At 31.8% G+C, this 24,016-nt stretch carries 23 protein-coding genes and 1 pseudogene; 10 read left to right on the top strand and 14 right to left on the bottom strand.

What is annotated here, in order from left to right; all coding sequences use genetic code 11:
* Positions 1–79: 79 nt before the first annotated feature.
* The 5 genes from HMPREF2561_RS09020 to HMPREF2561_RS09000 all read right to left on the bottom strand — a co-directional run bounded on the left by HMPREF2561_RS09020 (position 80) and on the right by HMPREF2561_RS09000 (position 3,122).
* Positions 80–715, bottom strand: coding sequence for an ABC-2 transporter permease (locus HMPREF2561_RS09020; RefSeq protein WP_049419670.1), 636 nt, complete (start codon positions 713–715; stop codon positions 80–82).
* Positions 715–1,560 (bottom strand): ABC transporter ATP-binding protein, encoded by an 846-nt coding sequence (locus tag HMPREF2561_RS09015; protein WP_049419669.1) that lies wholly within the window; start codon positions 1,558–1,560, stop codon positions 715–717. The genes HMPREF2561_RS09020 and HMPREF2561_RS09015 overlap by 1 nt, the downstream gene beginning before the upstream one ends.
* Positions 1,561–1,590: 30 nt before the next feature.
* Positions 1,591–2,313, bottom strand: coding sequence for a DUF3169 family protein (locus tag HMPREF2561_RS09010; RefSeq protein WP_049419668.1), 723 nt, complete (start codon positions 2,311–2,313; stop codon positions 1,591–1,593).
* Positions 2,310–2,513 carry a helix-turn-helix transcriptional regulator gene (locus HMPREF2561_RS09005; RefSeq protein ID WP_049334900.1) on the bottom strand — a complete coding sequence of 68 codons (204 nt, stop codon included), beginning with the start codon at positions 2,511–2,513 and terminating at the stop codon, positions 2,310–2,312. The genes HMPREF2561_RS09010 and HMPREF2561_RS09005 overlap by 4 nt, the downstream gene beginning before the upstream one ends.
* A 126-nt stretch (positions 2,514–2,639) precedes the next feature.
* Entirely contained in the window at positions 2,640–3,122 is a 483-nt protein-coding gene (locus HMPREF2561_RS09000) for an RrF2 family transcriptional regulator (protein WP_049419667.1), read from the bottom strand.
* 135 nt (positions 3,123–3,257) lie between these two features.
* Between HMPREF2561_RS09000 and HMPREF2561_RS08995 the strand changes: the two genes are divergently transcribed.
* Positions 3,258–4,178 (top strand): DMT family transporter, encoded by a 921-nt coding sequence (locus tag HMPREF2561_RS08995; RefSeq protein ID WP_049419666.1) that lies wholly within the window; start codon positions 3,258–3,260, stop codon positions 4,176–4,178.
* A gap of 237 nt (positions 4,179–4,415) precedes the next feature.
* Positions 4,416–5,585, top strand: coding sequence for an MFS transporter (locus HMPREF2561_RS08990; RefSeq protein WP_002449194.1), 1,170 nt, complete (start codon positions 4,416–4,418; stop codon positions 5,583–5,585).
* A 65-nt stretch (positions 5,586–5,650) separates the two neighbouring features.
* Here the strand turns inward: HMPREF2561_RS08990 and HMPREF2561_RS08985 are convergent, their stop codons facing one another.
* Together HMPREF2561_RS08985 and HMPREF2561_RS08980 are read right to left on the bottom strand one after the other, a co-directional pair.
* Positions 5,651–7,192, bottom strand: a complete 1,542-nt coding sequence (locus HMPREF2561_RS08985) for a bifunctional metallophosphatase/5'-nucleotidase (protein WP_070468698.1) — start codon at positions 7,190–7,192, stop codon at positions 5,651–5,653.
* A gap of 99 nt (positions 7,193–7,291) precedes the next feature.
* A complete protein-coding gene (locus HMPREF2561_RS08980; protein ID WP_049434727.1) occupies positions 7,292–8,929 on the bottom strand; it encodes a motility-associated ABC transporter substrate-binding family protein in 1,638 nt (545 codons plus the stop codon).
* Positions 8,930–9,179: 250 nt separating this feature from the next.
* On the opposite strand from HMPREF2561_RS08980, the gene HMPREF2561_RS08975 reads away from it, so the two are divergent.
* The 6 genes from HMPREF2561_RS08975 (at position 9,180) to HMPREF2561_RS08950 (ending at position 14,730) form a co-directional block, all read left to right on the top strand.
* Entirely contained in the window at positions 9,180–10,142 is a 963-nt protein-coding gene (locus HMPREF2561_RS08975) for a phosphate/phosphite/phosphonate ABC transporter substrate-binding protein (RefSeq protein WP_049434729.1), read from the top strand.
* Between the two features lie 140 nt (positions 10,143–10,282).
* A complete protein-coding gene (phnC, locus tag HMPREF2561_RS08970; RefSeq protein WP_002454720.1) occupies positions 10,283–11,056 on the top strand; it encodes a phosphonate ABC transporter ATP-binding protein in 774 nt (257 codons plus the stop codon).
* 1 nt (position 11,057) lies between these two features.
* Positions 11,058–11,858 (top strand): phosphonate ABC transporter, permease protein PhnE, encoded by an 801-nt coding sequence (phnE, locus tag HMPREF2561_RS08965; protein WP_048680895.1) that lies wholly within the window; start codon positions 11,058–11,060, stop codon positions 11,856–11,858.
* Entirely contained in the window at positions 11,855–12,682 is an 828-nt protein-coding gene (gene phnE / locus HMPREF2561_RS08960; RefSeq protein ID WP_017175496.1) for a phosphonate ABC transporter, permease protein PhnE, read from the top strand. Before phnE (HMPREF2561_RS08965) ends, phnE (HMPREF2561_RS08960) begins: the two co-directional genes overlap by 4 nt.
* A 1,072-nt stretch (positions 12,683–13,754) precedes the next feature.
* Entirely contained in the window at positions 13,755–14,237 is a 483-nt protein-coding gene (locus tag HMPREF2561_RS08955; protein ID WP_070468696.1) for a GNAT family N-acetyltransferase, read from the top strand.
* Positions 14,238–14,253: 16 nt separating this feature from the next.
* Complete coding sequence (locus HMPREF2561_RS08950) at positions 14,254–14,730, top strand: peptide-methionine (S)-S-oxide reductase (RefSeq protein WP_002449282.1); 477 nt, start codon at positions 14,254–14,256, stop codon at positions 14,728–14,730.
* 50 nt (positions 14,731–14,780) lie between these two features.
* Here HMPREF2561_RS08950 and HMPREF2561_RS08945 read toward each other — a convergent pair whose 3' ends face one another.
* Together HMPREF2561_RS08945 and HMPREF2561_RS08940 are read right to left on the bottom strand one after the other, a co-directional pair.
* Positions 14,781–15,134, bottom strand: coding sequence for a hypothetical protein (locus HMPREF2561_RS08945; protein WP_049419664.1), 354 nt, complete (start codon positions 15,132–15,134; stop codon positions 14,781–14,783).
* Positions 15,135–15,271: 137 nt separating this feature from the next.
* Positions 15,272–15,625, bottom strand: a complete 354-nt coding sequence (locus HMPREF2561_RS08940; protein WP_002449545.1) for a DoxX family protein — start codon at positions 15,623–15,625, stop codon at positions 15,272–15,274.
* A 211-nt stretch (positions 15,626–15,836) separates the two neighbouring features.
* Between HMPREF2561_RS08940 and HMPREF2561_RS08935 the strand changes: the two genes are divergently transcribed.
* The gene (locus tag HMPREF2561_RS08935; RefSeq protein WP_049419663.1) at positions 15,837–17,015 is read left to right on the top strand and encodes an MFS transporter; all 1,179 of its coding nucleotides are present in this window, start codon (positions 15,837–15,839) and stop codon (positions 17,013–17,015) included.
* A gap of 250 nt (positions 17,016–17,265) precedes the next feature.
* On the opposite strand, the gene HMPREF2561_RS08930 is transcribed toward HMPREF2561_RS08935, so the two are convergent.
* From HMPREF2561_RS08930 to HMPREF2561_RS08915, 5 genes and pseudogenes are all read right to left on the bottom strand, one after another.
* Complete coding sequence (locus HMPREF2561_RS08930; RefSeq protein WP_002449274.1) at positions 17,266–17,826, bottom strand: TetR/AcrR family transcriptional regulator; 561 nt, start codon at positions 17,824–17,826, stop codon at positions 17,266–17,268.
* Positions 17,827–18,009: 183 nt separating this feature from the next.
* Positions 18,010–18,951: a glycine betaine ABC transporter substrate-binding protein gene (locus HMPREF2561_RS08925; RefSeq protein WP_037555801.1), complete on the bottom strand. Its 942-nt coding sequence runs from the start codon at positions 18,949–18,951 to the stop codon at positions 18,010–18,012.
* Between the two features lie 385 nt (positions 18,952–19,336).
* Positions 19,337–21,494 (bottom strand): annotated as a pseudogene (locus HMPREF2561_RS08920) (MMPL family transporter); the annotation flags it as partial.
* A 241-nt stretch (positions 21,495–21,735) separates the two neighbouring features.
* Positions 21,736–21,903: a hypothetical protein gene (locus HMPREF2561_RS10900; RefSeq protein ID WP_002449294.1), complete on the bottom strand. Its 168-nt coding sequence runs from the start codon at positions 21,901–21,903 to the stop codon at positions 21,736–21,738.
* A gap of 253 nt (positions 21,904–22,156) precedes the next feature.
* The gene (locus HMPREF2561_RS08915) at positions 22,157–23,041 is read right to left on the bottom strand and encodes a LysR family transcriptional regulator (protein ID WP_002449315.1); all 885 of its coding nucleotides are present in this window, start codon (positions 23,039–23,041) and stop codon (positions 22,157–22,159) included.
* A 256-nt stretch (positions 23,042–23,297) separates the two neighbouring features.
* Here HMPREF2561_RS08915 and HMPREF2561_RS08910 point away from each other — a divergent pair, with 256 nt between their 5' ends.
* The gene (locus HMPREF2561_RS08910; protein ID WP_002449416.1) at positions 23,298–23,909 is read left to right on the top strand and encodes a metallophosphoesterase; all 612 of its coding nucleotides are present in this window, start codon (positions 23,298–23,300) and stop codon (positions 23,907–23,909) included.
* Positions 23,910–24,016: the final 107 nt, after the last annotated feature.

Genomic DNA, 24,016 nt, shown 5'->3' with positions numbered 1-24,016 from the left:
GTTTTTCCTCCTTAATTGTTATGTATTCAAAATATAAAATAGAACAAACGTGTGTTCTTAAACGAACACACGTTTGTGATTATAGTTCTTGTTTCTTAAAAATAGATAGTGATGAAAAATAAGAAATGACAAAAATAATAACACCAAGCAATGCATAACTACCAGTTGCTACTAAAACGAGGGGGTTTGAAGCGATTTTACTCATTGAACCTGCTTTTATGAGTATTGGCATAATAGCAAAGAACCACATGGATAAAAATAACGCAACAGCAACAACTGCTGTAGTAAGCATAATGACATTTGAATTCTCAGGACCAAATTTAAATGTGAGTGGAAACATTAATGCATACGTACAAGCCATCCCAATACCTATGAATGCTGAAAATAATGTAACCATAATATCTTGAGTCACGATAAGACAAATGATGGCGCCAATCATTAAACCAAGTAAAATGAGTAAACCATAAAAAGCAAAGTATGCTTTTACATAAGTATGTCTATGTGTAGGAAGGGTAGATACATAGTACATCCATTTAGAATCTTTTTCACGTTTTAAGTTATCTGATACGGGAGATAATAACATGACCATTAGCATGAAACAACACATCATTGGACTAAAAAACGCAAACACAATACTTAATATGATACCAATAATTAAATAGGTTATGAGCGATTTTTTAGAAGCATAAAAACTACTAAGTATAAGCCCTTTCATTATTTATCACCTCGCATAATTAATTTTGTAGCATCATCAATATTTTGAAGTGGGCGTGCTTGTGCAAAGTGCTGACGTTGCTTGACTAACGTTTGACGTTGACCATGACGTGTTCGTGAAGCAATGATTACCTCTTGAGGTAAGTCTAAAGGAGATGTCTCATCTGTTTCGATAATGCCATAATCAGTTAGTAATATATGTTTGTCTTCTTGTAAAAGAATATGACCATCGCGCATAAAAATAAGTGTTGTAGCAAGTTGTTCCATATCCTCAGAAATATGAGATGAAAGTAAAATACCATGTCCTTTTGATACATAATCTTCGAGAATTTCTAACACTTCTTCTCGTCCTGAAACATCCATACCAGCTGTTGCTTCATCTAAGATTAATAATTTAGTATCATGCGAAAGGGCGATGGCTAATGCTGCTTTCATGCGCATCCCTCTAGAAAAAGTAGAAATTTGATTATTTTTAGGTAGTTCAAATGTTTGAATAAGATTGAAAAATTGATCACTATTCCAATGTTTAAAAATATTTAAAAATACTTTATCGATCTCTGTTATTGTCAATTTATTCGGTACACGTAAATCATCAAAAACTACACCTACGTGCTCTTTATAATTTTTATCGTTTTCGGAAATAATTTGATTAAAAAAAGAAATCTCTCCTGAATCTTTAAATCGATTACCCACTAATGTGTTAATAAGTGTGGATTTACCTGACCCATTTTTACCAATTAAGCCAATGACCTCTCCTGGATTTAAAGTGAATGAAATATCATTTAATTCGAAATTTGAATTCTTATACGATTTATTAAGTTGCTGTACTTGAAGTAAATGTGTCATCTAATGATCCTTTCTTTATAGAAGTGAAAACTATGAATGATAAAATTTATATGTTTTTAATAAATGACTAAATCCATTATAAATAAACAAAATGATTAAAATAAAGATTCCTAACGTTTGAGAATGTCCTGTTTCTAACGAATAAAAACCTAAAAATATTGCACCAATCATAATTAAAGATAGGTTAATATAGAATGTTTTGAACAAGGAGTTAAAGTAAATATGTCGTTCTCCTTCATCTAAAATATTAATTAATTTCTCGGCATAATTTTTTTCCCCTAATTTGGGGTAGCGAGAATCAAATTTACGATAAAATAATCCTGTAATTACCGAAGAAATAATCGTTGTCATAAAAGGGAGTAAGGCCCAACTACTAGTACTAGAATTTCCATTTCCTAAGACAATGATAAAAAGAGCAATAAAGCTAATTGTTAATTCTAGATAATAAATAAATGAATTTTGCATATATGCTAAATTAGCTTTCTTATCATATGAATCCGCCTCATCTTCATCAATATGTGTTTCGGATAAACGTTTGTAATGAACGGCCTTTTTTTGAATCATAATTAAATACATACTTAAGACTAGGATAAGTGCCACACAGATTAATGAGATTAAAATGACATTTGAATGTGTAGCATAATGATAATTTCCAAAGAAGTGAAAAGTATGGTTGTAGTTAATGAATAGAGCTATACATCCTCCAACCAGTCCACCCATTAACAAAGTGATTATAAAACGACCTATTTTCATAAATCTTCCTCCTCAATCATAAAGATAGATTCGACAGGTTCATTAAAAATACGAGCTATTTTCATAGCAGTTAAAATAGAAGGTGTAAAGTCATTTCTTTCAATGAGAGATACAGTTTGACGTGAGATGCCTGCTTTTTTAGCAAGTTGCGTTTGATTATAACCTTCTCTCGCTCGTAATTCTTTCAATCGATTTCGCAATCATCATCATCTCCTCACAATTAGTGTAAATTATTATAGTCATTTTGACAAATATATTTGTCAAAATGTATTTAAAGTAAATTGCAGGTGAGACTAACGGTTGTCTGATGTTAGACAATCGGATGTCTAAAGAGTCTTACTATTTAACACTATCCATTGTGTAATGTCTTCAAGATTATAATGGTTGATAATATCTTGATATATATCTTCTAAATTTATTTCAGAAAGTGTAGAAATCAATGTATGTTCAATATGATTTAAAGCTATACTGATGTTACATTGTTGTGCTTTGTGTCCTTCTTTTTCTCCTAAAAAGTTGGTAAGTAAATGTTGACTTGAGAAGATATTGCCACGACCTTCAATAGCTAAAAAAATATCGTAAAAAGTAATATCTTTGAGTTTTTTTCTAAGTGTAAATCCTCCATTTTTACCAGTTGTTGAATATACTAAATTTTCTTTTACTAATGCTTTTACTATTTTTTTCAAGTAAGAATCAGAAACTTTAAGTCGCTTGCTTAAAGCGGTAGATGTCATTACTGACTGACGAGGGAGTTGATTTAAAATTAATAAGACATATATTGCTTGTTCCCAACCGGTAGATAATTTCATATATAAGCCTCCTATCAAATCCATTATATAATATTTTTATATTATATTTAAAAAATAAATTAGTTAATATATAATTGTATTTAAAGACAAAATATATCTCAATTATCTTTAATTGAAAATAGGGAGACGACAGCAATGAAAAAACATCTAAATACTTCAATAACATTTTATATGTCTATTCTTTTTACGACTATTTTTATGGGATCATCTTTTCCAACTGGCAAATATTTAATTTCAAATGAACATGTTCCACCTATGCTTCTTGGTGGATGGCGATTTGTTATCGCAGGATGTATGATGTTAATCCTTACATTTATGAGAAATGGGGAAAGGGGCATTCTACCCACAAGTAAAGGGAATAGTTATAAAGGATTTATATTAGTGTTCGTTATTGGATTTTTACAAACAGCAGGGACGATGGGATTATTAAATTTTGCAATGGCATTTGGCGTGTCTTCTTCTATATCATCTATTCTATTATTTACGAACCCGCTATGGCTGGCCTTTTTAGCCCATTTTATTTTAGATGAAAGGTTAACAAAAATTAAAATTACTTCACTTATACTTGGTGTGTTTGGAGTAGGATTATGTCTCGGATTAGATGAAACAATATTTGGATGGGGAACGCTTTTTGCACTAGCTGGTTCATTATGTTGGTCAATCAATACAATAGTGACAAAAAAGGTAGTGTTTGATAAAGGGCCCTGGGTTTTAACAGGATGGCAACTATTATTCGGTGGTATGTTTATGCTGATAATGAGTCTCGTTTTAAAAGAACATTATACACTTAGTTCGCTTAATCATTGGGGATGGATATGGTTCTTTTGGCTTATTATTCCAGCTTCTGTAGGTTCATTTGGATTATGGTTTTATAGCTTAAGCCAACGAGGGGCAACTACGGCGAGTAGTTTCTTATTTTTAGTACCCCTATTTTCGACACTATTTTCAATTATAGGATTAAGAGAGCCCTTCACGCTTCATTTAATTTTAGGAGGTTTATGCGTTGTTGTGGCATTAATGTTAATTCATCGTCAACCGAGGAAAAATATTTTATAAAATACAATATTCAATACATTGAATATAAATATATATATTAATAGAAATTAGGTTATATAAAACGTTAGTTAAGCCTTTTGAAGTTGTCTTAATTTTAACATAATGAAAAAATATGAAAACTTGTCATTACTATATTTTTGAGAAATAAAAAATTTAAAAAAATCTCTTCACAGAGAATGTAATTTTGTGTAGTATATCTTTCATATGATTTTTAGAGAGAAAAGGGAGGAAACAATAATGAAAGATAACAGAATGATGTTCTTCATATTTATGTTAGGTACATTTACAGTTGGAATGGCAGAATATGTTGTTACTGGTTTATTAACTCAAATTGCAAGCGATATGAAAGTGCCTATTTCGAGTGCAGGGTTATTAATTAGTGTGTATGCAATTAGTGTTGCATTAATCGGTCCATTAATGCGTGTATTTACTTTAAAAGTGCGCGCACAACGTTTACTCCCAGTATTGATGGCCATTTTTATTATAAGTAATATAATAGGGATGTTAGCACCGAATTTTCCAATATTACTGTTATCTCGATTATTGTCAGCCTCTATGCACGCGCCTTTCTTTGGCGTATGTATGAGTGTGGCGGCAGCTGTTGCGCCTCGTGGTAAAAAACCACAAGCGATTGCTCTCGTTCAAGCCGGATTAACAATTGCAGTGATGATTGGCGTGCCATTCGGTTCATTTTTAGGTGGATTTGCGAATTGGCGCTTTGTCTTTGGCGTCATGATTTTGTTAGCTGTCATTACTATGTTAGGAATGATGAAGTTTGTACCTCATGTTGTATTGAGTACAGAAACTAGTGTGAAAAAAGAATTAAAAGTATTTAAAAATCCACATATCTTAATTGTAATGGCAATTATTGTCTTTGGTTATTCAGGCGTATTCACAACTTATACGTTTATGGAACCAATGATTCATAAATATGCACCATTTGGAATTGTTGGTTTAACTGTATGTTTATTTATGTTTGGCCTTGGCGGTGTGGTTGGTAACTTGCTTACAGGTAATGTACCAGAACATAAACTTACACAGTACTTGTTCTATACCTTTGTGTTATTGTTTATAACGATTGTTTTATTTGTAACAGCAGTGCATAGTGCGATTTTAGCAATTATTATTTGTTTCTTATTTGGTTTCGGCACTTTCGGTACAACGCCTCTATTAAATAGTAAAGTGATTTTAAGTGCACATGAGGCACCGTTACTTGCAAGTACACTTGCAGCTTCAGTCTTTAATATTGCAAACTTTTTAGGTGCCATTGTGGGGTCAATACTATTATCAATGGGATTCCCATATCTTACGATTACATTTGTATCAGGCGGGATCATTATCTTAGGAATTATAATTAATACAATTAATCATTTTTATGAAAAAAAGTATGTTACATTTGATTATTAATCAAAAGCGTTCTAAATTGAATTCACTCAATTTAGAACGCTTTTTTATAAAATGTAAAATGAATGTTAAATAATTACCTTAAAATTGACAACTTGAGGAATATAAGATACGTCGTGTTGCGTCATATAATCAATTAATACTTGTGCGCCTTCCTCTTGAATATCTTTAACGACTGGCGCTTCTGCAAACATTTTATAATCTCCGCCTCCAACTGCACGATAGTTGTTCACACATATGGTATACGTTTTTGTGTCTTCTAAAGGTGAAGCGCCGACTTTAATATCTGAAACACGTTGTCCTACAGGTGCACCAGCATGAATGGTATAAGAGATTCCTCCATACATATCATAATTAAAATGTTGAGGTTTTGGAGATAAAAATGTGTCACTGACCGTGATTTCATTATTGTCATTTACACTAAAATAACTTGCTGATTTTTCTAAAGCAGCTTTAATTCCTTTGCCATTAAGTTCTAAAACTTGGAATGTATTAGGAAAAGGATAGTTATTAATGATATCTCGCATTGTGACTTGTTGATTAAAGCCTTTAGCTGAATCAAATAGCGCAGTGCTTGCTATATCTGCACCACTTTTTTCTAACAAAATATAATTTATCAGATTAATAAGTGAATGAGGGTGTGTTCGAGCTTCGAACTGATGAGTGACTAGCATTGGTTCTGATAATGTTGTAATGTCCGTATCAAGCCAATCTTCAAGTTCATTTAAAAGTGAATGATCGTTGTTAGATAATGTTAATGAAAGATGAGAAGGCACAGATACAAGAGTGCTCTGTTTATCTGTAATTCGATGTTCATGATCTAATGTTAATGTCACCTTACCAAATTCTGTACCTCGTGTACCTGGTTGGATAATGGCGGTGTCATTTTTTATCATTGCAATATCACGATGTTGGTGTCCTGTTATAAGCACGTCAATATCTTTATGGAAACGTTCTAGTATATCAGATCCTTCATTTTCTCCAGTTAATTCTTCAGTAGGTATATCAGTATCAAGACTTCTTTCAAAACCGCCATGATAAGACACAACGACAACATCTGATTTTTTACGAACGTCTGGTAAAATACATTTTAATGTTTCAACTGCACTGTTGAACGTTAATCCTTTAATATGGGCAGGTTGTTCCCAATTTGGAATGAATTGTGTTGTTAATCCAATGACGCCAATAGTTATATCGCCACGTTTAAAATAACTTACGCCTTGACCAGTCAAAGGTGCGTTATTGTGATCAAAAATATTTGCACACAAGATAGGGTGATGAAGATGGTTTAAAGTATTTTGTAAATAAGGTAATCCATAATTAAATTCATGATTACCCAATGTACCAAAGTCAAAATTAAGACGATTATAAATATCAGTAAGAGGTTGACTTGATTGTTCTTCAGTTGCTAGGTAATGGCATAAAGGAGAACCTTGTAAAAAATCACCATTATCAATTTTAAAACTATAATCATCTTGTTGGCGTTCTTGTTCGATCAGTTGATTTACTTTTAATAGTCCCATAGGAAGATTTTGGTTTCTTTTTGAAAAGTCAGTGGGAAAAATATAGCCATGTATATCACTTACGATATAAAAAGAGAGTTGTGTCATAGGTCATTTCCTTTCATAAATAAAGAGATAAAAAGGGAAGTAGTTTATTGAACGCCACATACCTTTATTATCTCTTATGTGTTGTATTACTATTATAAATTATTGAATTGAACCTGTAGCAAGCGTTTTACTACCTTGTTTTAAACGAATATTCGCACCTGAAATAGGTTCAGATGTTTTAGCTGTAAAAGTTAACGTTGCGTTACCTTGATCATCAGTGGTTACACTTTGTTCTTGACTATAGCCTACCGTATCATAATTTTGCCCATCTTGAGAAAAACTTGCAAGCTGTCTACCACCATCTTGATAAACACCTAATTTTAAATGATCAATAGTTGTGTTTTTAGCCATGTTTGTTAATTCAACTTGAATATTAAATGGTTGATTTACTGATACATTATCTGGTAAATGGAATTGAATATTATTGCTAGAAATCATTGAATTAGAAGTAGTTGTATCTTGAGAAGACTGTGATGTATTTGTATCCTCTTGTGAATGATTGTTTTCAGTCGTATTATCTTCTGTACTATTCGCTTTGTTATTACCATTATGGCTACCATGATTTTTATGATTACTATTTAGTTGTGATGATGTACTGCCATAACTACCTAGTTTAAATGTTGAACGATCGTACCATTTATAACCAGTTGGAGGTTGTGACCATGGTTCTTTTTCAGGTTCAGTTGAATGTTGTGGTTGTTCGAAATTAAGAAGTGGCGTAGGTTGATCTAACTTAATACCTGTTTCTTTTAAATTCGGTGTATTATCTTTTTTTCCAAACCAAGTTGTAATATTTTCAAGTAATTTACTATTATCTTGTTCTTTAAACCCATCATACGTTTTCTTAGTTCTTCCATTATCTTCACGTACATATTTAGGTGTACTATCTTCGACTAATGATGAATCTCCAATGAAGGCTGCTTTTCCTTTGCCTACTTTTGAGATAGCAACATAAGGGCCTTCTGCTATACCACCGCCATTGTAAATACCTTGATCGACTGCATGAGACCAACGTTGTTTTTGAGATAAATGGTCTGGTAAGAAAATAATACCTTTTGCTTTTGTAGGATCTGTAATGGCAAGAGTTGAACCAGCATGCATTGATACAGAATGTACACCTTCAGTAATACCAAAGCTGTCACTAGATGATACAATATTTTGAGTGTTTAAATCACCTAAAGCGTTGTAACGAAAACGTACACCGAAGTGTTCAGAAAGCCAATCTGAACTTTTAACATTGCGCATAGCTTTAGCATGTTTTTCCTCATTTGTTAAATCTTTGGTGATATCTTGATATGCACCACGACGATAACCATTCATCACTTCTGAAGAATCGAAACGATTTAAGTTTCTGTCTGCATTATAATGATCAGAGATAAAGATGATATTGCCACCTTTTTCAACAAAATTAAGCATAGCTTGTTGTTCTCTCTTTTTAAAAGGAATATTGGCTTCTGGAAGAACGAGAATATTGGTACCACGTAGTGTATTAGGTGTAATATTAGATTCTCCATCGATTTGTTTCACAGTATAGCCTTGTTGACGCATTGAATCAGCATAATCGGAAAAACCACCGTCAATGACCCAATCAGCAGCTCCTGCCGTTTGGCCGTGTGAAGCGTCAAAAGCGACAGTTTGAGTGGTAGTTTGATTTGGTGCAGCGTGACTGATTGGCGTTGTAGATAATGTAATTGCTGAAGCTAAAATAGTACTACTTAATACTTTTATCCATTTCATATTTTTATCTCCCAAATATATTTTTAAATGATTTATAGAAAAAGTATAATAAAAAAATAAGTTGATAATAGATTATTTAGAGAATGTTTAAATAAATTTTACAATTCTTTAACAGTGTAAAACAATTCTATAAAAAATTCACACATAATAAATGTTATTTTGGTTAATATTGTGCTACTCTTAATATTGTCAAATGAAATGCGTTGACAAATTACATGAATGTATACATAGCGAACGGGGGCAATATGTTATGAAGCAATTGAAGTACCTTTTAGTATTAGCGCTATCAGTTATTATTTTTGCAGCAGCATGTGGAAATAATAGCTCGTTAGACAATAATAAAAGTAGTAATTCGGATGGTGGATCAAGTTCAAGTAAAGATGGCTACACACCTAAAGAATTAACTGTACAATTCGTACCATCACAAAATGCAGATACACTTGAAGCAAAAGCAAAACCGCTTGAAAAATTATTATCTAAGAAATTAGGTATTCCAGTAAAAGTTTCTGTATCAACAAATTACAATACAATTGTTGAAGCAATGAAATCTAAAAAAGTAGATGTTGGTTTCTTACCACCAACTGCTTACACGTTAGCACATGATCAAAAAGCAGCTGATTTATTATTACAAGCACAACGTTATGGTGTGAATGAAGATGGTTCTAGTAACAAAAAACTTGTAAAAGATTATAAATCAGAAATCTTAGTTAAAAAGAATTCAGGTATTAATAGCTTAAAAGATTTAAAAGGTAAAAAAATCGCATTACAAGATGTAACTTCAACAGCAGGTTACACATTCCCAATTGCAACAATTAAAAAAGATGCTGGTATTGACGCTACTAAAGATATGAAAATCGTAAACATGAAAGGTCATGACCAAGCCGTTATTTCATTATTAAATGGTGATGTTGACGCTGCAGCTGTATTCCAAGATGCACGTAACATTGTTAAAAAAGATCAACCCAACGTATTTAAAGATACTAAAATTCTTAAACTAACAAAACCAATTCCTAACGATACGATTTCAGTTCGTCCTGATATGAACAAAGACTTCCAAGATAAACTTAAAAAAGCATTTAAAGACATCTCTAAAACAAAAGAAGGACATAAAATTATTAGTGAAGTATACTCTCACGAAGGCTATACAGATGCTAAAGACTCAGACTTCGATATCGTAAGAAAGTATGAAAAAGAAGTTCAAGATATGAAATAATTATGACAATCACATAATTAAATAGGTAATAAAGAGAAGAGGCTAGGACAATAGAGCAATAATAGAAATGTACATATATCATTTCGTATGCTCTGCTCCCGACCTCTTTCTCTGTATTAAAAAGAAGGGTGTAAACATACATGAGTCAGATAGAGTTTAAAAATGTGAGCAAGATTTATCCTAATGGTCATGTGGGGTTAAAAGATATCAATTTAAACATTGAAAAAGGTGACTTTGCTGTTATCGTAGGTTTATCAGGTGCGGGGAAATCTACTTTATTAAGATCTGTCAATCGTCTACATGATATTACTTCAGGAGATATTACAATTGAAGGTAAATCGATTACTAAAGCTAAAGGTAAAGAATTATTAATGATGCGTCGTAATATAGGAATGATTTTCCAACATTTTAATTTAGTCAAACGATCTACTGTGTTGAGAAATGTATTAAGTGGTCGTGTCGGTTATCATCCAACTTGGAAAATGGTATTAGGATTATTTCCAAAAGAAGACAAAATTAAAGCAATGGATGCGTTAGAACGTGTGAATATTTTGGATAAATATGACCAACGTTCAGATGAACTGTCTGGAGGTCAACAGCAACGTATTTCAATTGCACGTGCCTTAGCGCAAGAGCCAGCGATTATTTTAGCAGATGAGCCTGTTGCATCTTTAGACCCACTCACTACTAAACAAGTTATGGATGACTTGAAAAAAATCAATGAAGAATTAGGTATTACCATTTTAATTAACCTACACTTTGTTGATTTAGCATTAGAATATGGCACACGTATTATTGGTTTACGTGCAGGAGAACTGGTTTATGATGGTCCGGCAAGTGAAGCGAATGAAGATGTATTTAATGAAATTTATGGCCGTAAACTTAATGACGATGAGAAGCTAGGGGTGGAGTAATATGGCAACACCTACTACAAGTAAATATGATCAATATTTAAATAAAAAATTCTCTTTCAAAACTAGTTTAACTCTATTTTTAGTGATTGCGCTCGTCGTGTGGAGTTTTTTATATACGGGCTTTAGCTTTAGTGACTTAATGGTAGGGATTCCACAAATCGGTTCTTTCTTTGGACAAATGGTTCCACCAGATTGGAGTTACTTAAATACTATTACTAAACCTATGTTAGACACAATTCGCATGGCTATTGTAGGGACATTCTTAGGCTCCATCGTATCAATTCCAGTCGCATTGCTCTGTGCAAGTAATATTGTAAAAACAAAGTGGATTACGATTCCATCACGTTTTATTTTAAATATTGTACGTACCATTCCTGATTTATTATTAGCTGCTGTCTTTGTTGCAGTTTTTGGTATCGGACAAATTCCAGGGGTATTGGCATTATTTATTTTAACAATATGTGTTATTGCGAAATTGTTCTATGAATCGCTTGAAACAATTGATCCAGGCCCAATGGAAGCGATGACGGCCGTAGGTGCAAATAAAACAAAATGGATTATGTTTGGAGTAGTTCCACAAACAATGTCTACATTTTTATCATATGTATTATTTGCATTTGAGATTAATATTCGTGCCTCAGCAGTTCTTGGATTAGTAGGTGCTGGTGGTATCGGTTTATTCTACGACTCAACTTTAGGATTATTCCAATATCCAAAAACAGCGATGATTATTCTGTTCACTTTAGTCATTGTTGTCATTATTGACTATGTCAGCTCGAAAGTGAGGGAAAGACTCGCATGACACAAGAACAGCATCAGTTAGAAAAGAAATATCCAGTGAGATCAAAGGAACACAAACAAAGAATGATTAAACATTGGCTGATTACCATTGTTGTTTTAGCTATCATTGTTTGGGGTTTTGCAGGTATGCCTGCTTTAGAATTAAAATCTAAATCAATTGAAATTCTTAAATCTATTTTTAATGGATTATTCCACCCCGATTGGGATTACGTTTATATTCCAGCTGGAGAAGATTTGCTTCGTGGTTTACTTGAAACGTTTGCCATTGCTGTTATTGGTACATTTATCGCAGCAGTGATTTGTATACCATTCGCATTTTTAGGTGCACGTAACTTAGTAAAAGTTCGACCAGTCACAGGGATTACTAAATTCATTCTTAGTGTCATTCGCGTATTCCCTGAAATTGTTATGGCGTTAATTTTTATAAAAGCAGTAGGTCCTGGTTCATTTTCAGGGGTACTTGCGTTAGGGATTCACTCAGTAGGGATGTTAGGTAAATTATTTATAGAGGATATTGAAAGTTTAGACTTCTCATCAGCCGAGGCTTTAAAAGCAAGTGGTGCGAATAAAACTAAAACACTTGTCTTTGCGGTGATTCCTCAAATTTTACCTTCATTCTTATCCCTTATTTTATATCGTTTTGAATTAAACTTACGTTCAGCATCTATTTTAGGTTTAATCGGTGCTGGGGGTATTGGTACACCACTGATCTTCGCACTTCAAACACGTTCATGGGATCGAGTAGGGATTATCTTAATCGGCTTAGTGATTATGGTAGCCATTGTTGACTTTATCTCGGGAGCTATTCGTAAACGTATTGTATAATAGAAGACATAATTTGAACGTTTTTATAAACAAATAGAGCTATTGCCAGGACTTAGAAAACTGGACAATAGCTCTTTTATAATGCATGAAAGAAATGTTGTTACAGTATTAGTAACAGATACTTAGAAAAATACAGTTAATGTTTTTTAGGAATAACGCGTCTAAAGCTAATACTTCTAAGGATAGTATAAGAGTGAATATGCTAAAATCATTATATTTGAAGTATTAGTGTCATATGCTTTAGTAAGGGGCGTTACTAAAGAATATATAGCGTTATTTAAGAATAGTGAATGATGATAACTAAGTGTAGGTTCTGTTTTTAAATAATGCGGTGGTTCATTGATGTGTGATTCGATACATAAGCCGTGTTGTCAAAGTAACGTGTTGTTTGAATAGCATTTAATTTAGTGTCGTGAGGTTGAGTCGTCGTTGTTCACTGTTTCATTAAGCTCTGTTTTTCAACATAACTATTAAAATCGTTGTCATTATTTTCTAGCATGTCTTTATTTCATCCATTTTCCTATGCAAGACCATTGAAACCGATACCTTGTCTTTAGGTAGATTTCACTGTGGCGCTGAAACATGATAAAAACCTGTGTGTTGATTCTAAAGGATGACGAGAATGTGATTAATATTATAGTTAATACCCTGATTTATGTTGTAATCATTTCTAGGTGTAATGAGTCATTTGTTTTGGTCATGATTAATTAGTATCGTTCTCTGAATCAATAAGTTGATGAGGTATATGATAATGATATTGTTAATCAATATTCTGCTAGGATGTGAGAAAAATGAATGAAGATGCTATAAGTGTTGTACCAAATACCTATTTAAAATGATGTATAGTCAAAGGTAGTTAGTTCTTAGTAATGATCATTCTATATACATAAAGATAATGATTTTATTTTTCAAAATAATCATACCTATGTACATTTATAAACTAACATATTCATAAAAAAACAACCTTAATATTCCCTATCATCTATATGACAGTTTTGTCATACACTTAAAAGTTGATAGGATAAATCGCTATTAAATAAAACTATAGGATGACATTGAAAGGGTGTAGAACATGATTTTTCGAAATGTAGTGGCAGGTGATTTAGAACGTTTAATTCAATTAGAAAATGAAGGGTTTACTAAAGAAGAAGCAGCAACCACTCAAGCTTTAAAACAGCGTATTGAAATCATTCCGGATACGTTTATTATTGCAGAAGAAAACAATCAAATCGTTGGCTATATTAATGGTCCAGCTATTTCGAATAAGTGTATTACAGATGATTTATTTGCATCGATTAGACCTAACCCCAATATGGGTGGTTATTTAAGTGTACTCGGTTTAGTTGTAGCGAAAGATTTTCAACATCAAGGCATTGCAGGACAATTGTTAAATAATTTTGAGAATATAGCAAGGCAACATGTACGTTTCGGAGTCACTCTCACTTGTCGCGATACTTTAGTAAGTTTTTATGAATCCCATGGATATATTAATAAAGGATTATCAGATTCTAATCATGCAAATGTAGCTTGGTATAATTTAGTAAAAGAATTATAAAAATAGGGGTGATACATTGGAAACAGTATATCTAGCTGGAGGGTGTTTGTGGGGTGTACAAGCATTTATTAAAACATTGCCAGGCGTTATAGCTACTGAAGCAGGACGTGCGAATGGAACGACGCAGCGACTTGATGATGAATATGATGGCTATGTAGAATGCGTTAAAACAGTTTTTAATCCTGACATCACTTCAATTCATGATTTAATGCATTATTTATTTGAAATCATAGACCCATACAGTCTGAATAAGCAAGGCGTAGATAAAGGACCTAAATATCGTACAGGTGTTTATAGTGAAAATGAAAACCATCTTAAAGAAGCACAACAATTCATTCAACAACGTTCAGATAGAGATAAAATCGTTGTGGAAGTACGTCCTTTAGAAAATTATGTTAAAAGTGCAGACGAACATCAAGATAGATTAGATAAACATCCTGAAGACATCTCGTTATGTCATATCTCTAAAAGTATATTAAATAAATACAATTAAAAAGAATGGGACAGCATTCATATCGTATTCGTTGTCCCATGTGCGCTTTATTATTTCTTAGAAAATGTATCGATAAGACTAAGTGCAGCTAAACCTAATAGATCTAAAGCATGTTGTGCGCCAACCTTACCATGACCTGCCTCAAGGCGTTTATATACTGCAACGCTTAATACACTAAACGTGACAAGTGATCCTAAGCGAGAGATATTTTTATGCAAGACACTTGTGGCAAACAAACCCGATGCAATGAGCTCAATCACACCTGCTAATTTCATTGCACGTTCTGATAATTCAAAATCCTGTGTAAATAGTTGTTTAGTATAAGGGTTACCGGTAAGTTTACGTTTTGAAGCGGCATACAAATCTTTAGCGAGTTTTAAATTGGTAGCATAACGTAATATCATTATCTAAACGCTCCTTTATATCATATTTATTAGTTAAACTAAGTATAAAAGTCGCATTAAAAAAAGTTAAATAAAAACGTTCAGCATAAATGTGTAATGCATTCACGCTGAACGTTTTTATTTATATAGTTATTGAATTAGTTTTTACCGAATGTATCAGCAAAACTTAAAGCAGCTAAGCCAAGTAAATCTAAAGCGTGTTGTGCGCCTTCTTTACCGTGACCAGCTTCAAAGTGTTTGTAAGCTGCAACGCCTAATACACCAAATGTTGCAATAGAACCTAAACGAGAAATATTTTTGTTTAAGAAGCTTGCAGCAAATAATGCAGCAGCAGTAGCTTCTACTGTGCCTGCTAATTTAACTGATTTTTCTGGTAAACCAAATACATTTTTAAATGTATCAATCATTTCTTGGCTACCTTGTAATTTTGGTTTTGATGAATCATATAATTCTTTTGCAAGTTTTAAATTTGCAGCATAACGTAAGATCATTAATAAGTACTCCTTTTTTAGTTAAAGTATTTTATCATAAAATAAGTATAATTTTTATACTAGAAATTATATGATTATTGGTAAGTAAAGTCAATAAAAAGCGTTAGATAATTATCTTTTTATAAGAAAGTGTTAATCAGTACACTTTAGAAACTATATTGAACGTGTCATAATAATACTGTTGTGAAAAATCTATGAAAGGAGTTATATTATGGAAGCATCGATGAATTATAATCGAATGACTACAATTTTCTTTATTTCGGGTATTATTGTTATGGCAAGTTTATATACTGCTTTACCCCTTACCTCTGTATTCGCAAAAGATTTTGGCATTTCAAATGCTGTTGCCTCTCTAAATGGTGTGATCTTTTCAATTACGTATTCAATAAGTTGTCTATTTTATGGTACAATTTCTGAAAAATTTGGACGTATTCGTACGATTTTATTTGGACTTATTGGACTCGTCATTATATGTTTACTTATAGGCTTCATTCATTCGTTCACACTACTTATTATTCTTCGTGCAATTCAAGGTATATGTGCGGCAGCTTTTTCACCTGTATCTATTACTTATGTCACTGAAACATATTCACCAGTAAAACGTGTGACTGCGATTAGTTTTATTAGTACAAGTTTTATGTTGTCTGGTGTCATTGGCCAAAACTTGAGTGAAATTGTAGTACGTTATTCTAATTGGCATATGGTTTATTTTATATTAACGTTACTTTACATCTTTATAGCAGTACTTATATATAAATATATTCCAGAAAGTCCAGTGAAAAATCCTCAACTCAAACTAGTAGGTTTCTTTAAAAACTTTAAAGATTTTAAAGATAATAAAATAGTCATATTATGTTACCTTATTTCTTTATCTTTACTCACAATGTTTATTAGTATGTATACTATCTTTAATCATTATATTACTTCTGATATTGTAGGGGGCTCGGAAGCAACAGCAATTAATGCTAAACTCTTTGGTATTATTGGGATGTTACTTTCACTATTAGCAGGACGTATTAGTGATCGTACAGGAGTTAAACACGTTATCGTAGGCGCATTAATTGTTAGTATCGTTTCTCTTATTTTAATGGGCTTCACTACAAATGTTATTTTATTGGTGATATGGAGTGTAATATTTGTAGGAGGTATTGCGTTTGCAATTCCATCTACTATTTCAAAAGTAGGGATGGTTGTTAATCGAAATCAAGGTTTCTTCTTATCCGTTAATACATTTATTCTGTTTTTAGGAACAGCTATTGCGCCATTATTGATGATTCTTATTCAACCATTATCTAATTTTACATTACAATTTATAATTATTGCAGTCATTGGAGTCATCGCTCTTATAGTCGCTTTACTTTTACCACGTAGAAAAAATGTAATACGATGACATTGCCAGTATCAAAAGCATTCAAATTCAAAATGAGTTTGGATGCTCATTTTTTTATAATTTGAGTTATCAAATTAAGTGCAGCAACTTATAATTTAAAATTTCATAAGACGTCTTCCAATTAAGACACTTTCTAGGTCGATGATTAATAGAGATACTACTATCCCTTTCTTTCCATTTACAAAATGAAATTAAACAACGTGAAGTAATCTACTTCTTAAGTAGGACGCGACGTCAAAGCATTATTAGACTATTTACAGTTTAAAGATATATCTAAAATGTCATGCAATGTAGCAAAAATCTCATCTACACTATAATTGTAATCATTTTCTACCCAACGTCTTAAGACCTCTATCATGCCACTGCTATAAAAATCTGCAATAATTTCAGGATGATGACTGTGTTTAATTTTTAAAGCAAGTGGATCATTTTGACTTTTTACGCTATCTAACATTAATTCACGACTTACATGCGTTAGATTACGAAAGACATCCGCTTGACGAGAAGAGGTCAGTAAATGTTTAAATACTTTCTTATGTTCTCCGATAAAATAGATGAATTGTTGAAAAGATTCTTCTGTAGAAAGAAAAGGTCGAGTATCTTCATGATGAAATTGAGTTGCGATATAGTCAGGTAAAGAGAATAGAAGATCGTATTTATCTTGGAAATAACGATAAAATGTACTACGATTAATTTCTGCGTTATCACAAATTTTTTGAATTGTTATTTCGTCAAAATGATAATCATTTAATAATTTAAATACAGTTGCGTTTATATGTTTAATCATACGCTTTTGATTGGCAGTAGGCATAATCCGAAAATACTCCTATTCATTTTTTCTAGTTCGAAAGTTTGACTTATTAAAAGTAAAGTATCATAAACCTTAGAATAATTCCAAATATATACCTTTAATATGATAGTAAAAAAGTGTGACGATAGAATATTTAATGTTCTTCGCCACACTTAATTGTCAAATAAAGTGTCAATTTAATATTTATTTAGTGTCGATATCTTTTAACCAATCATCGACGTTGTGATCATGATTGTCTACATAATCTTTTGCTACTTGTTCAGGATTTTTACTTTTAACAAAGATGTTTTTAGCTAAACGTTCCTCATCTTTTTGATCCCAATCTTTTGCCATACGTGTTGCAATGTCATATGCCGCTGGATGTTTTTCTTTAAAATTATGATTGAATACTAGATCAATATGTTGCTTATTATTTCCATAAATTTTGTCTGGATCTTTAAGCATTTTGACATCTAATTCTTTCGAAAACCAATTTGGTTCCATTGATGTGAAAAGAATAGGTTGTTGTTGTTGATATGCTTTTTGAATTTTTTTGAATTGTTCTTGATCGGAACTTTTATCTAGACTATATTTACTCAAATCGTCTCTATCTAATTCATCATTCGTTTGTTGCATAACACCATTTCTGTTATCAGTACCTTGAATTGTCCAATCTACAGATTTACCAAAATCTTTATCATCTTTTAAATCTTTAATTGAATCAATGTTCTGAACATATTTAGGTACTGCTAATCCAACATTAACATGATTAATTAAATGTTTGTCATCATATAAAGTAAGTGTATCTTTAAATTTATCATAATATCTTTTATCTGTTTCTGGAAAAATACCTGAAGCATGAAATGCATCATCACTTGCAGACACTGTTGCATATAATGGTCCACTTGCTGGCACAGGTGTAGTTGTAACATCATAACCAGCTTTCTTTAATACTTCCGCAATCACAAGTGAACGTGCAGTTGAATTATCACTTGCAATATAAGGGATTTCAATCGTTTTGTCTCCTAATTCGGTTTTACTTTGTGTAGAGGAGTTGGATTGACTATTCCCACAGGCACTTAAAACTATGGCTAGTGTGAGTGTGGCTAATAGTACTAAAAATTTTGATACGCGTGATTTAAGCATCAATATCTTTCGCCTCCCTGATCATCTTTTCTATTGTCTGTATGACTCGTTTGATATTTATCGTAAACATGTTGATTATGTTCGCGGGCATAAAGCATCAATGCTTTAAATAATACATCCTGCTCCGTATTATTATCAGTTAAATCTTTGTATAGGTGTGTGGTTTTATCAAAATAAGTTGTAGTGTCATGCTGTTCTTGTCGCTTAGAATGAACCGTTTCAGGTGTACCTTCTTCGGTATATAAAGCTTCGTAATCAACATCATCATATGCATTATAATTATTAGAATGGGTAGCATAGCTGCGATTTTGATGTTGATAAGATACATCTTGTGTATCAACGAATTCTCTATAACGAGGGGCCTCTGAATGTTTGTAATTAGAAGTAGAAGATTCATGATGTTCTTCTAATGCTTTACCTTCAACATCAATTTTAGGTAATATAACACCTAACCATTTCGGTAAGTACCAAGATGCATTACCGAATAATTTAGTTAAAGCAGGAATTAATGTCATTCTGACAATAAAAGCATCAAATAATACACCAAATGCAAGAGAAAGACCCATTGATTTAATTGCAGTATCATCTTGGAAGATAAAGGCAATAAACACACTGAACATAATTAATGCAGCGGCAACGATAACTGGACCACTTTCTTTAATACCTACGCGAATAGAGTGATCATTATCTCCAGTTTTGCTGTATTCTTCATGAACACGTGTCATTAAGAATAATTCATAGTCAATGGCTAATCCGAATAATAAACCGATTGTAATAACAGGTAAAAAGGCAAGTAATGGACCTGTATTGTCTACACCAAATAGACCACTCATCACACCATCTTGCATGACTAAGGTTGTAAATCCAAGGGTTGCCATTAATGATAAGACAAATCCAAGTACTGCTTTTAATGGTACAAGGATAGATCTAAATACAATCATAAGTAAAATAAATGCTAGTATAACGATAACGCTAGCGAATACTGGGATAGCATCATTCAGTTTTTCTGACATATCGATATTAATGACGCTTTGACCAGAAATCTCAGTGTCATAATGATATTTATCTTCGGCATCTTTGTGATAATCTCTCAATTCATATACAAGATCTGTGGTAGATTTAGCGTTTGGACCTTCATTTGGAATAATCGTAAAGATAGCATAGTGATTATTACCATTCAATTGTGCTTTAGATACTGTATCTACATTATCTAAATCTTCTATATCTCTACGCATATTACTTAAATCATTTTCAATTGATGTTTTACTTCCACCATCTTTAGTATTCACTAACATTACAATTTGTCCGTTATAGCCTTCACCAAAATTATCTGAAATCAGTTGATACGCTTTATGCTCAGAAGAATCGTTTGGTTTAAGACTGTCATCAGGAATACCAAGACGCATGCCTGTGATTGGAATGATAGCTAGAATAAGAATCACTAAACTAATAATCGTTGCAAGCACAGGTTTACCTACAACGAATTTAGCCCATGGATGATGTTTAGGGTCTTTATTTTTAGTAGGCTTATTTTTAATTTTAATACTTTTATGGAAAATACTAATTAATGCAGGAAGTAATGTTAAGGCTGCTAAAACAGCGAATAACACACTAATAGCTGAAGCAAATCCCATAATTGCTAAGAAATCAATGCCTACTAGTGATAAACCACACACTGCCATCATTACTGTAATACCAGCAAAGATAACAGCACTACCTGCAGTACCTACTGCTTTACCAATTGCTTCTACCGTGGCAGTACCTGATTTTTTAATTTCTTTATATCTAAATAGAATAAATAAAGAATAGTCAATACCTACCGCTAAGCCAATCATTACAGCTAGTGTTAATGTGAAGTTTGGAATGTCAAACATAAATGTAAGTAATGAAATCATACCGACACTTGTTACTAAACCAAGAATCGCACTAATAATTGGCATACCTGCTGCAATAAGAGAGCCAAATGTGATAAGTAAAATAATGAAAGCAACTACGATACCTACTATTTCAGAAACACCACCAGGTTCAGAGCCCATTGACATACCAGTTGTTTTTTCAATTTGAATGTTGTGATTATCTTTAATATCTTGAAGTGCTTTATTTACTATCTTTTTAGATGAATCTTGCATACTTGTTTGAGGGACAACATAGCTGATATTAGCAATAGCTGTATCGCCTTCACTATTGACCTGTCCCGACTCATATGGATTAGAAATGTTTTGTATATAATCATCATCTTGTTTAATATTATCTAAGGCATCCTCTATGTCTTTTTTCGTTGTTTTATCTTTCAATCCATCCTCTTTATTTGAATGAAAGACAATCTTCATGGACGCTTTTTCACTGTCTTGATGAAATTCTTTACTGATTTTATCATTCGTATCAATGGATTTTAATCCATTCATTTTGATATCACTATCAAATTTTGGTGAAGTAACTAATAGAGGCGCAATCACTACACCAAGTACGACTAACCATATAATAATACTTAGCCATTTATGCTTAGCGATAAATGTACCAAGTTTATATAATAGATTTGCCAATATAATACCTCCTTTTATTGTTAAAATAGCGTTATTAGACAATGTACGTTAATAGAACGTATTTTATAATTTAACAAGAGTTTGATTATATGTGTACCATTAAAAAATTTAAGACGTTGGAAAATGCAACATTTTATTAAAATTGTTGTTTTTTTATAGAAGAAGTGAGGAGGAGCATAAAAAAGAGAAGGATAACATTCATTTAAAATTCGTTATCCTTCTCTTTATGATATGTATAAATTTAAGCTACGAAATATCCGATAAGACAAATTGCACCAATGAGTACAAATAAAACGCCAGGTAAATATATTTTTTCTCTAAGATCAATATCTTGTCTATATGCGACGAAGCTACTAATAGAGATGAGTATGATACCAACTACTAGTAAAATAATAGAAAGTATAAGCATCAACTCAGCCTCCTTCATATCAAAATTGATGAAAACGGTGTTCTCTTAATTTTATTATATTAGGAACAGACAAATTTTTATAGCGATTTATTAATATAATGTAAAAATGTTATCATTTTTATAGTTATTTATTAATAAAATTTATAATAAATTTACATTTAATAAAATAATTAAAAGGAGTAGAAAATGAATTCTACAAGAATTGTTTTCTACTCCTTTGGTTATATAAATGATCTTTTCATCTCATTGACGTCTAAATACTTTCATTTTTTAAAGAATAGATTAATGTCATAAAGTTTTGAATAAGAGCAGTGAGATGATGATCTGCCCGGTAAACGATAGAGATATAACTTGAAGGTGGGCCTTCTTTTAATGACTTGCCAATAATATTAGGATGATGGAATAAGGTGCTTTGACTTACAAGACTCAGATAATTAGAATCTTTAATAATGGTTAATATACTACTAATACTATTTGATTCCATATGAACATTTAAATCAATAAAATTGTTTTTTCGCCAATCATCAATACTTTCTCGTGTTGAACCACTACTATGAATAATGAAACGATACGCATTTAAATCTTCTAATGAAATATCTGTTTTTGAAGCCAAAGGATGTCTTTTATCCATTGCGATAACAAGTGGATTTTCTTGAAGACGTTTCACTTTCAATTCTTTTTCATTGAATCCTTTTTCTGAAATAACGCCGATATCAATCTCTCTATCTTTTATTTTCTTTAGTATCATAGGAGCAGTATCTACAATTAAATTCATATCAATATTTGGATAATCATGCATATATTTTTTTAAAGTGGTAGGAAGAATACTATAAATAGGTGCATGACTTGCTCCAACGCGTAAAGTCCCACGTTTGGATTGTTTGAATTCTTCAATCATATGTGTTGTTTCATCAATTAAATTTAGCATTTTATTAGAATTACGATAAAGTAAGTCTCCAGCATCTGTTAAATTGAAACATTTCCCTTTTTTAAAATATAAGGGTATTCCAAGTTCGTTATTTAAATTTTTTAGATGAAATGTTACAGTTGGTTGCGTTATCCCCAGTTTTTCAGCAACAGCATTTTCATTCTGCAATTCAACAAAATTTTTAAAAATCATCATTTGTTTTGTATTCATAAATTAATTCCCCAAAATATATAAATTTTTTCTATTCTATTGTTTATATTAAAGAAAGAATTTTGAGGTTACGTTAATAAATTGTTTAAAGTTAGTTAATGTTGATACATTATAATGGAATATACAGTATTATCAGTAGAGGATTGAATAAAAATTTTGTTACGCTCTCATGTATTAAATTAAAAATTGAGGGTAATAACAATGTTGCTTAACAAATCTTACAACATAAAGCATTTACATTTAAGGAGAGATTTACATGTCAGAAAGACTACTTGTGATTTCTGATATTCATGGACATCGAAAAGCCCTTTCCATACTTTTAAAACGAGCAAAATATAATCCAAAAAAAGATCAGCTCGTACTTATGGGGGATTATGTCAATAATGGACCGGATTCATTTGGAACATTAAAATTAGTTAAAAGGTTAAAACGACGTGGTGCGCTTGCTTTAGCAGGTAATCATGAAATGCGCTGGTTAAATAGTAAAGATAAAAAGATTAAGCGTTGGCATCCGTTCTTACGTGAATTATCTGCTGTTGAAGTGATTGGTAATTATATTTTTGCACATGCAGGAATAGATACCAATAAACCTTTGAATAAGCAGATTAAAGAATATACTACTGGACATTATTCACATTCGCTTAATCGTCAGATTCCTAAAAATAAATATTTAGTTCATGGTCATGTACCGAATAATCGCTATGGATTAAAGAAAGACGAGATTTATAAAAATAAAAATGAATTATCTATAGATACAGGCGCAGGACACAATAAGTTTTTATCGCTGATTGATTTAACAGGTCAATATCAGTATTCAGTAGAGGTAACGAATATTCGAAAAATGAATATAAAACGCTTAAAAATATAATAGTTAATGATGTTTAATCTTTGATTAAAACGAATAAATAAAAATATAATAAGACATTCAAGTTTTATGTAAAATGTTATATAATGAAATGGAATATCACTAAAAAA

Origin of the sequence: Staphylococcus sp. HMSC069E10 (assembly GCF_001809205.1) — a bacterium.
In the GTDB taxonomy this organism is placed as follows: domain Bacteria; phylum Bacillota; class Bacilli; order Staphylococcales; family Staphylococcaceae; genus Staphylococcus; species Staphylococcus hominis.
Note: the sequence above shows the minus strand (reverse complement) of the source record. Positions and strands in the feature narration are given on the sequence as shown.

Excerpts from the sequence above, each read along its gene's own strand:
- HMPREF2561_RS09020 (WP_049419670.1), bottom strand. The coding sequence starts at position 715 with ATGAAAGGGCTTATACTTAGTAGTTTTTATGCTTCTAAAAAATCGCTC.
- HMPREF2561_RS09015 (WP_049419669.1), bottom strand. The coding sequence starts at position 1,560 with ATGACACATTTACTTCAAGTACAGCAACTTAATAAATCGTATAAGAAT.
- HMPREF2561_RS09010 (WP_049419668.1), bottom strand. The coding sequence starts at position 2,313 with ATGAAAATAGGTCGTTTTATAATCACTTTGTTAATGGGTGGACTGGTT.
- HMPREF2561_RS09000 (WP_049419667.1), bottom strand. The coding sequence starts at position 3,122 with ATGAAATTATCTACCGGTTGGGAACAAGCAATATATGTCTTATTAATT.
- HMPREF2561_RS08995 (WP_049419666.1), top strand. The coding sequence starts at position 3,258 with ATGAAAAAACATCTAAATACTTCAATAACATTTTATATGTCTATTCTT.
- HMPREF2561_RS08990 (WP_002449194.1), top strand. The coding sequence starts at position 4,416 with ATGAAAGATAACAGAATGATGTTCTTCATATTTATGTTAGGTACATTT.
- HMPREF2561_RS08985 (WP_070468698.1), bottom strand. The coding sequence starts at position 7,192 with ATGACACAACTCTCTTTTTATATCGTAAGTGATATACATGGCTATATT.
- HMPREF2561_RS08980 (WP_049434727.1), bottom strand. The coding sequence starts at position 8,929 with ATGAAATGGATAAAAGTATTAAGTAGTACTATTTTAGCTTCAGCAATT.
- HMPREF2561_RS08975 (WP_049434729.1), top strand. The coding sequence starts at position 9,180 with ATGAAGCAATTGAAGTACCTTTTAGTATTAGCGCTATCAGTTATTATT.
- phnC (WP_002454720.1), top strand. The coding sequence starts at position 10,283 with ATGAGTCAGATAGAGTTTAAAAATGTGAGCAAGATTTATCCTAATGGT.
- phnE (WP_048680895.1), top strand. The coding sequence starts at position 11,058 with ATGGCAACACCTACTACAAGTAAATATGATCAATATTTAAATAAAAAA.
- phnE (WP_017175496.1), top strand. The coding sequence starts at position 11,855 with ATGACACAAGAACAGCATCAGTTAGAAAAGAAATATCCAGTGAGATCA.
- HMPREF2561_RS08955 (WP_070468696.1), top strand. The coding sequence starts at position 13,755 with ATGATTTTTCGAAATGTAGTGGCAGGTGATTTAGAACGTTTAATTCAA.
- HMPREF2561_RS08945 (WP_049419664.1), bottom strand. The coding sequence starts at position 15,134 with ATGATATTACGTTATGCTACCAATTTAAAACTCGCTAAAGATTTGTAT.
- HMPREF2561_RS08940 (WP_002449545.1), bottom strand. The coding sequence starts at position 15,625 with ATGATCTTACGTTATGCTGCAAATTTAAAACTTGCAAAAGAATTATAT.
- HMPREF2561_RS08935 (WP_049419663.1), top strand. The coding sequence starts at position 15,837 with ATGGAAGCATCGATGAATTATAATCGAATGACTACAATTTTCTTTATT.
- HMPREF2561_RS08930 (WP_002449274.1), bottom strand. The coding sequence starts at position 17,826 with ATGCCTACTGCCAATCAAAAGCGTATGATTAAACATATAAACGCAACT.
- HMPREF2561_RS08925 (WP_037555801.1), bottom strand. The coding sequence starts at position 18,951 with ATGCTTAAATCACGCGTATCAAAATTTTTAGTACTATTAGCCACACTC.
- HMPREF2561_RS10900 (WP_002449294.1), bottom strand. The coding sequence starts at position 21,903 with ATGCTTATACTTTCTATTATTTTACTAGTAGTTGGTATCATACTCATC.
- HMPREF2561_RS08915 (WP_002449315.1), bottom strand. The coding sequence starts at position 23,041 with ATGAATACAAAACAAATGATGATTTTTAAAAATTTTGTTGAATTGCAG.
- HMPREF2561_RS08910 (WP_002449416.1), top strand. The coding sequence starts at position 23,298 with ATGTCAGAAAGACTACTTGTGATTTCTGATATTCATGGACATCGAAAA.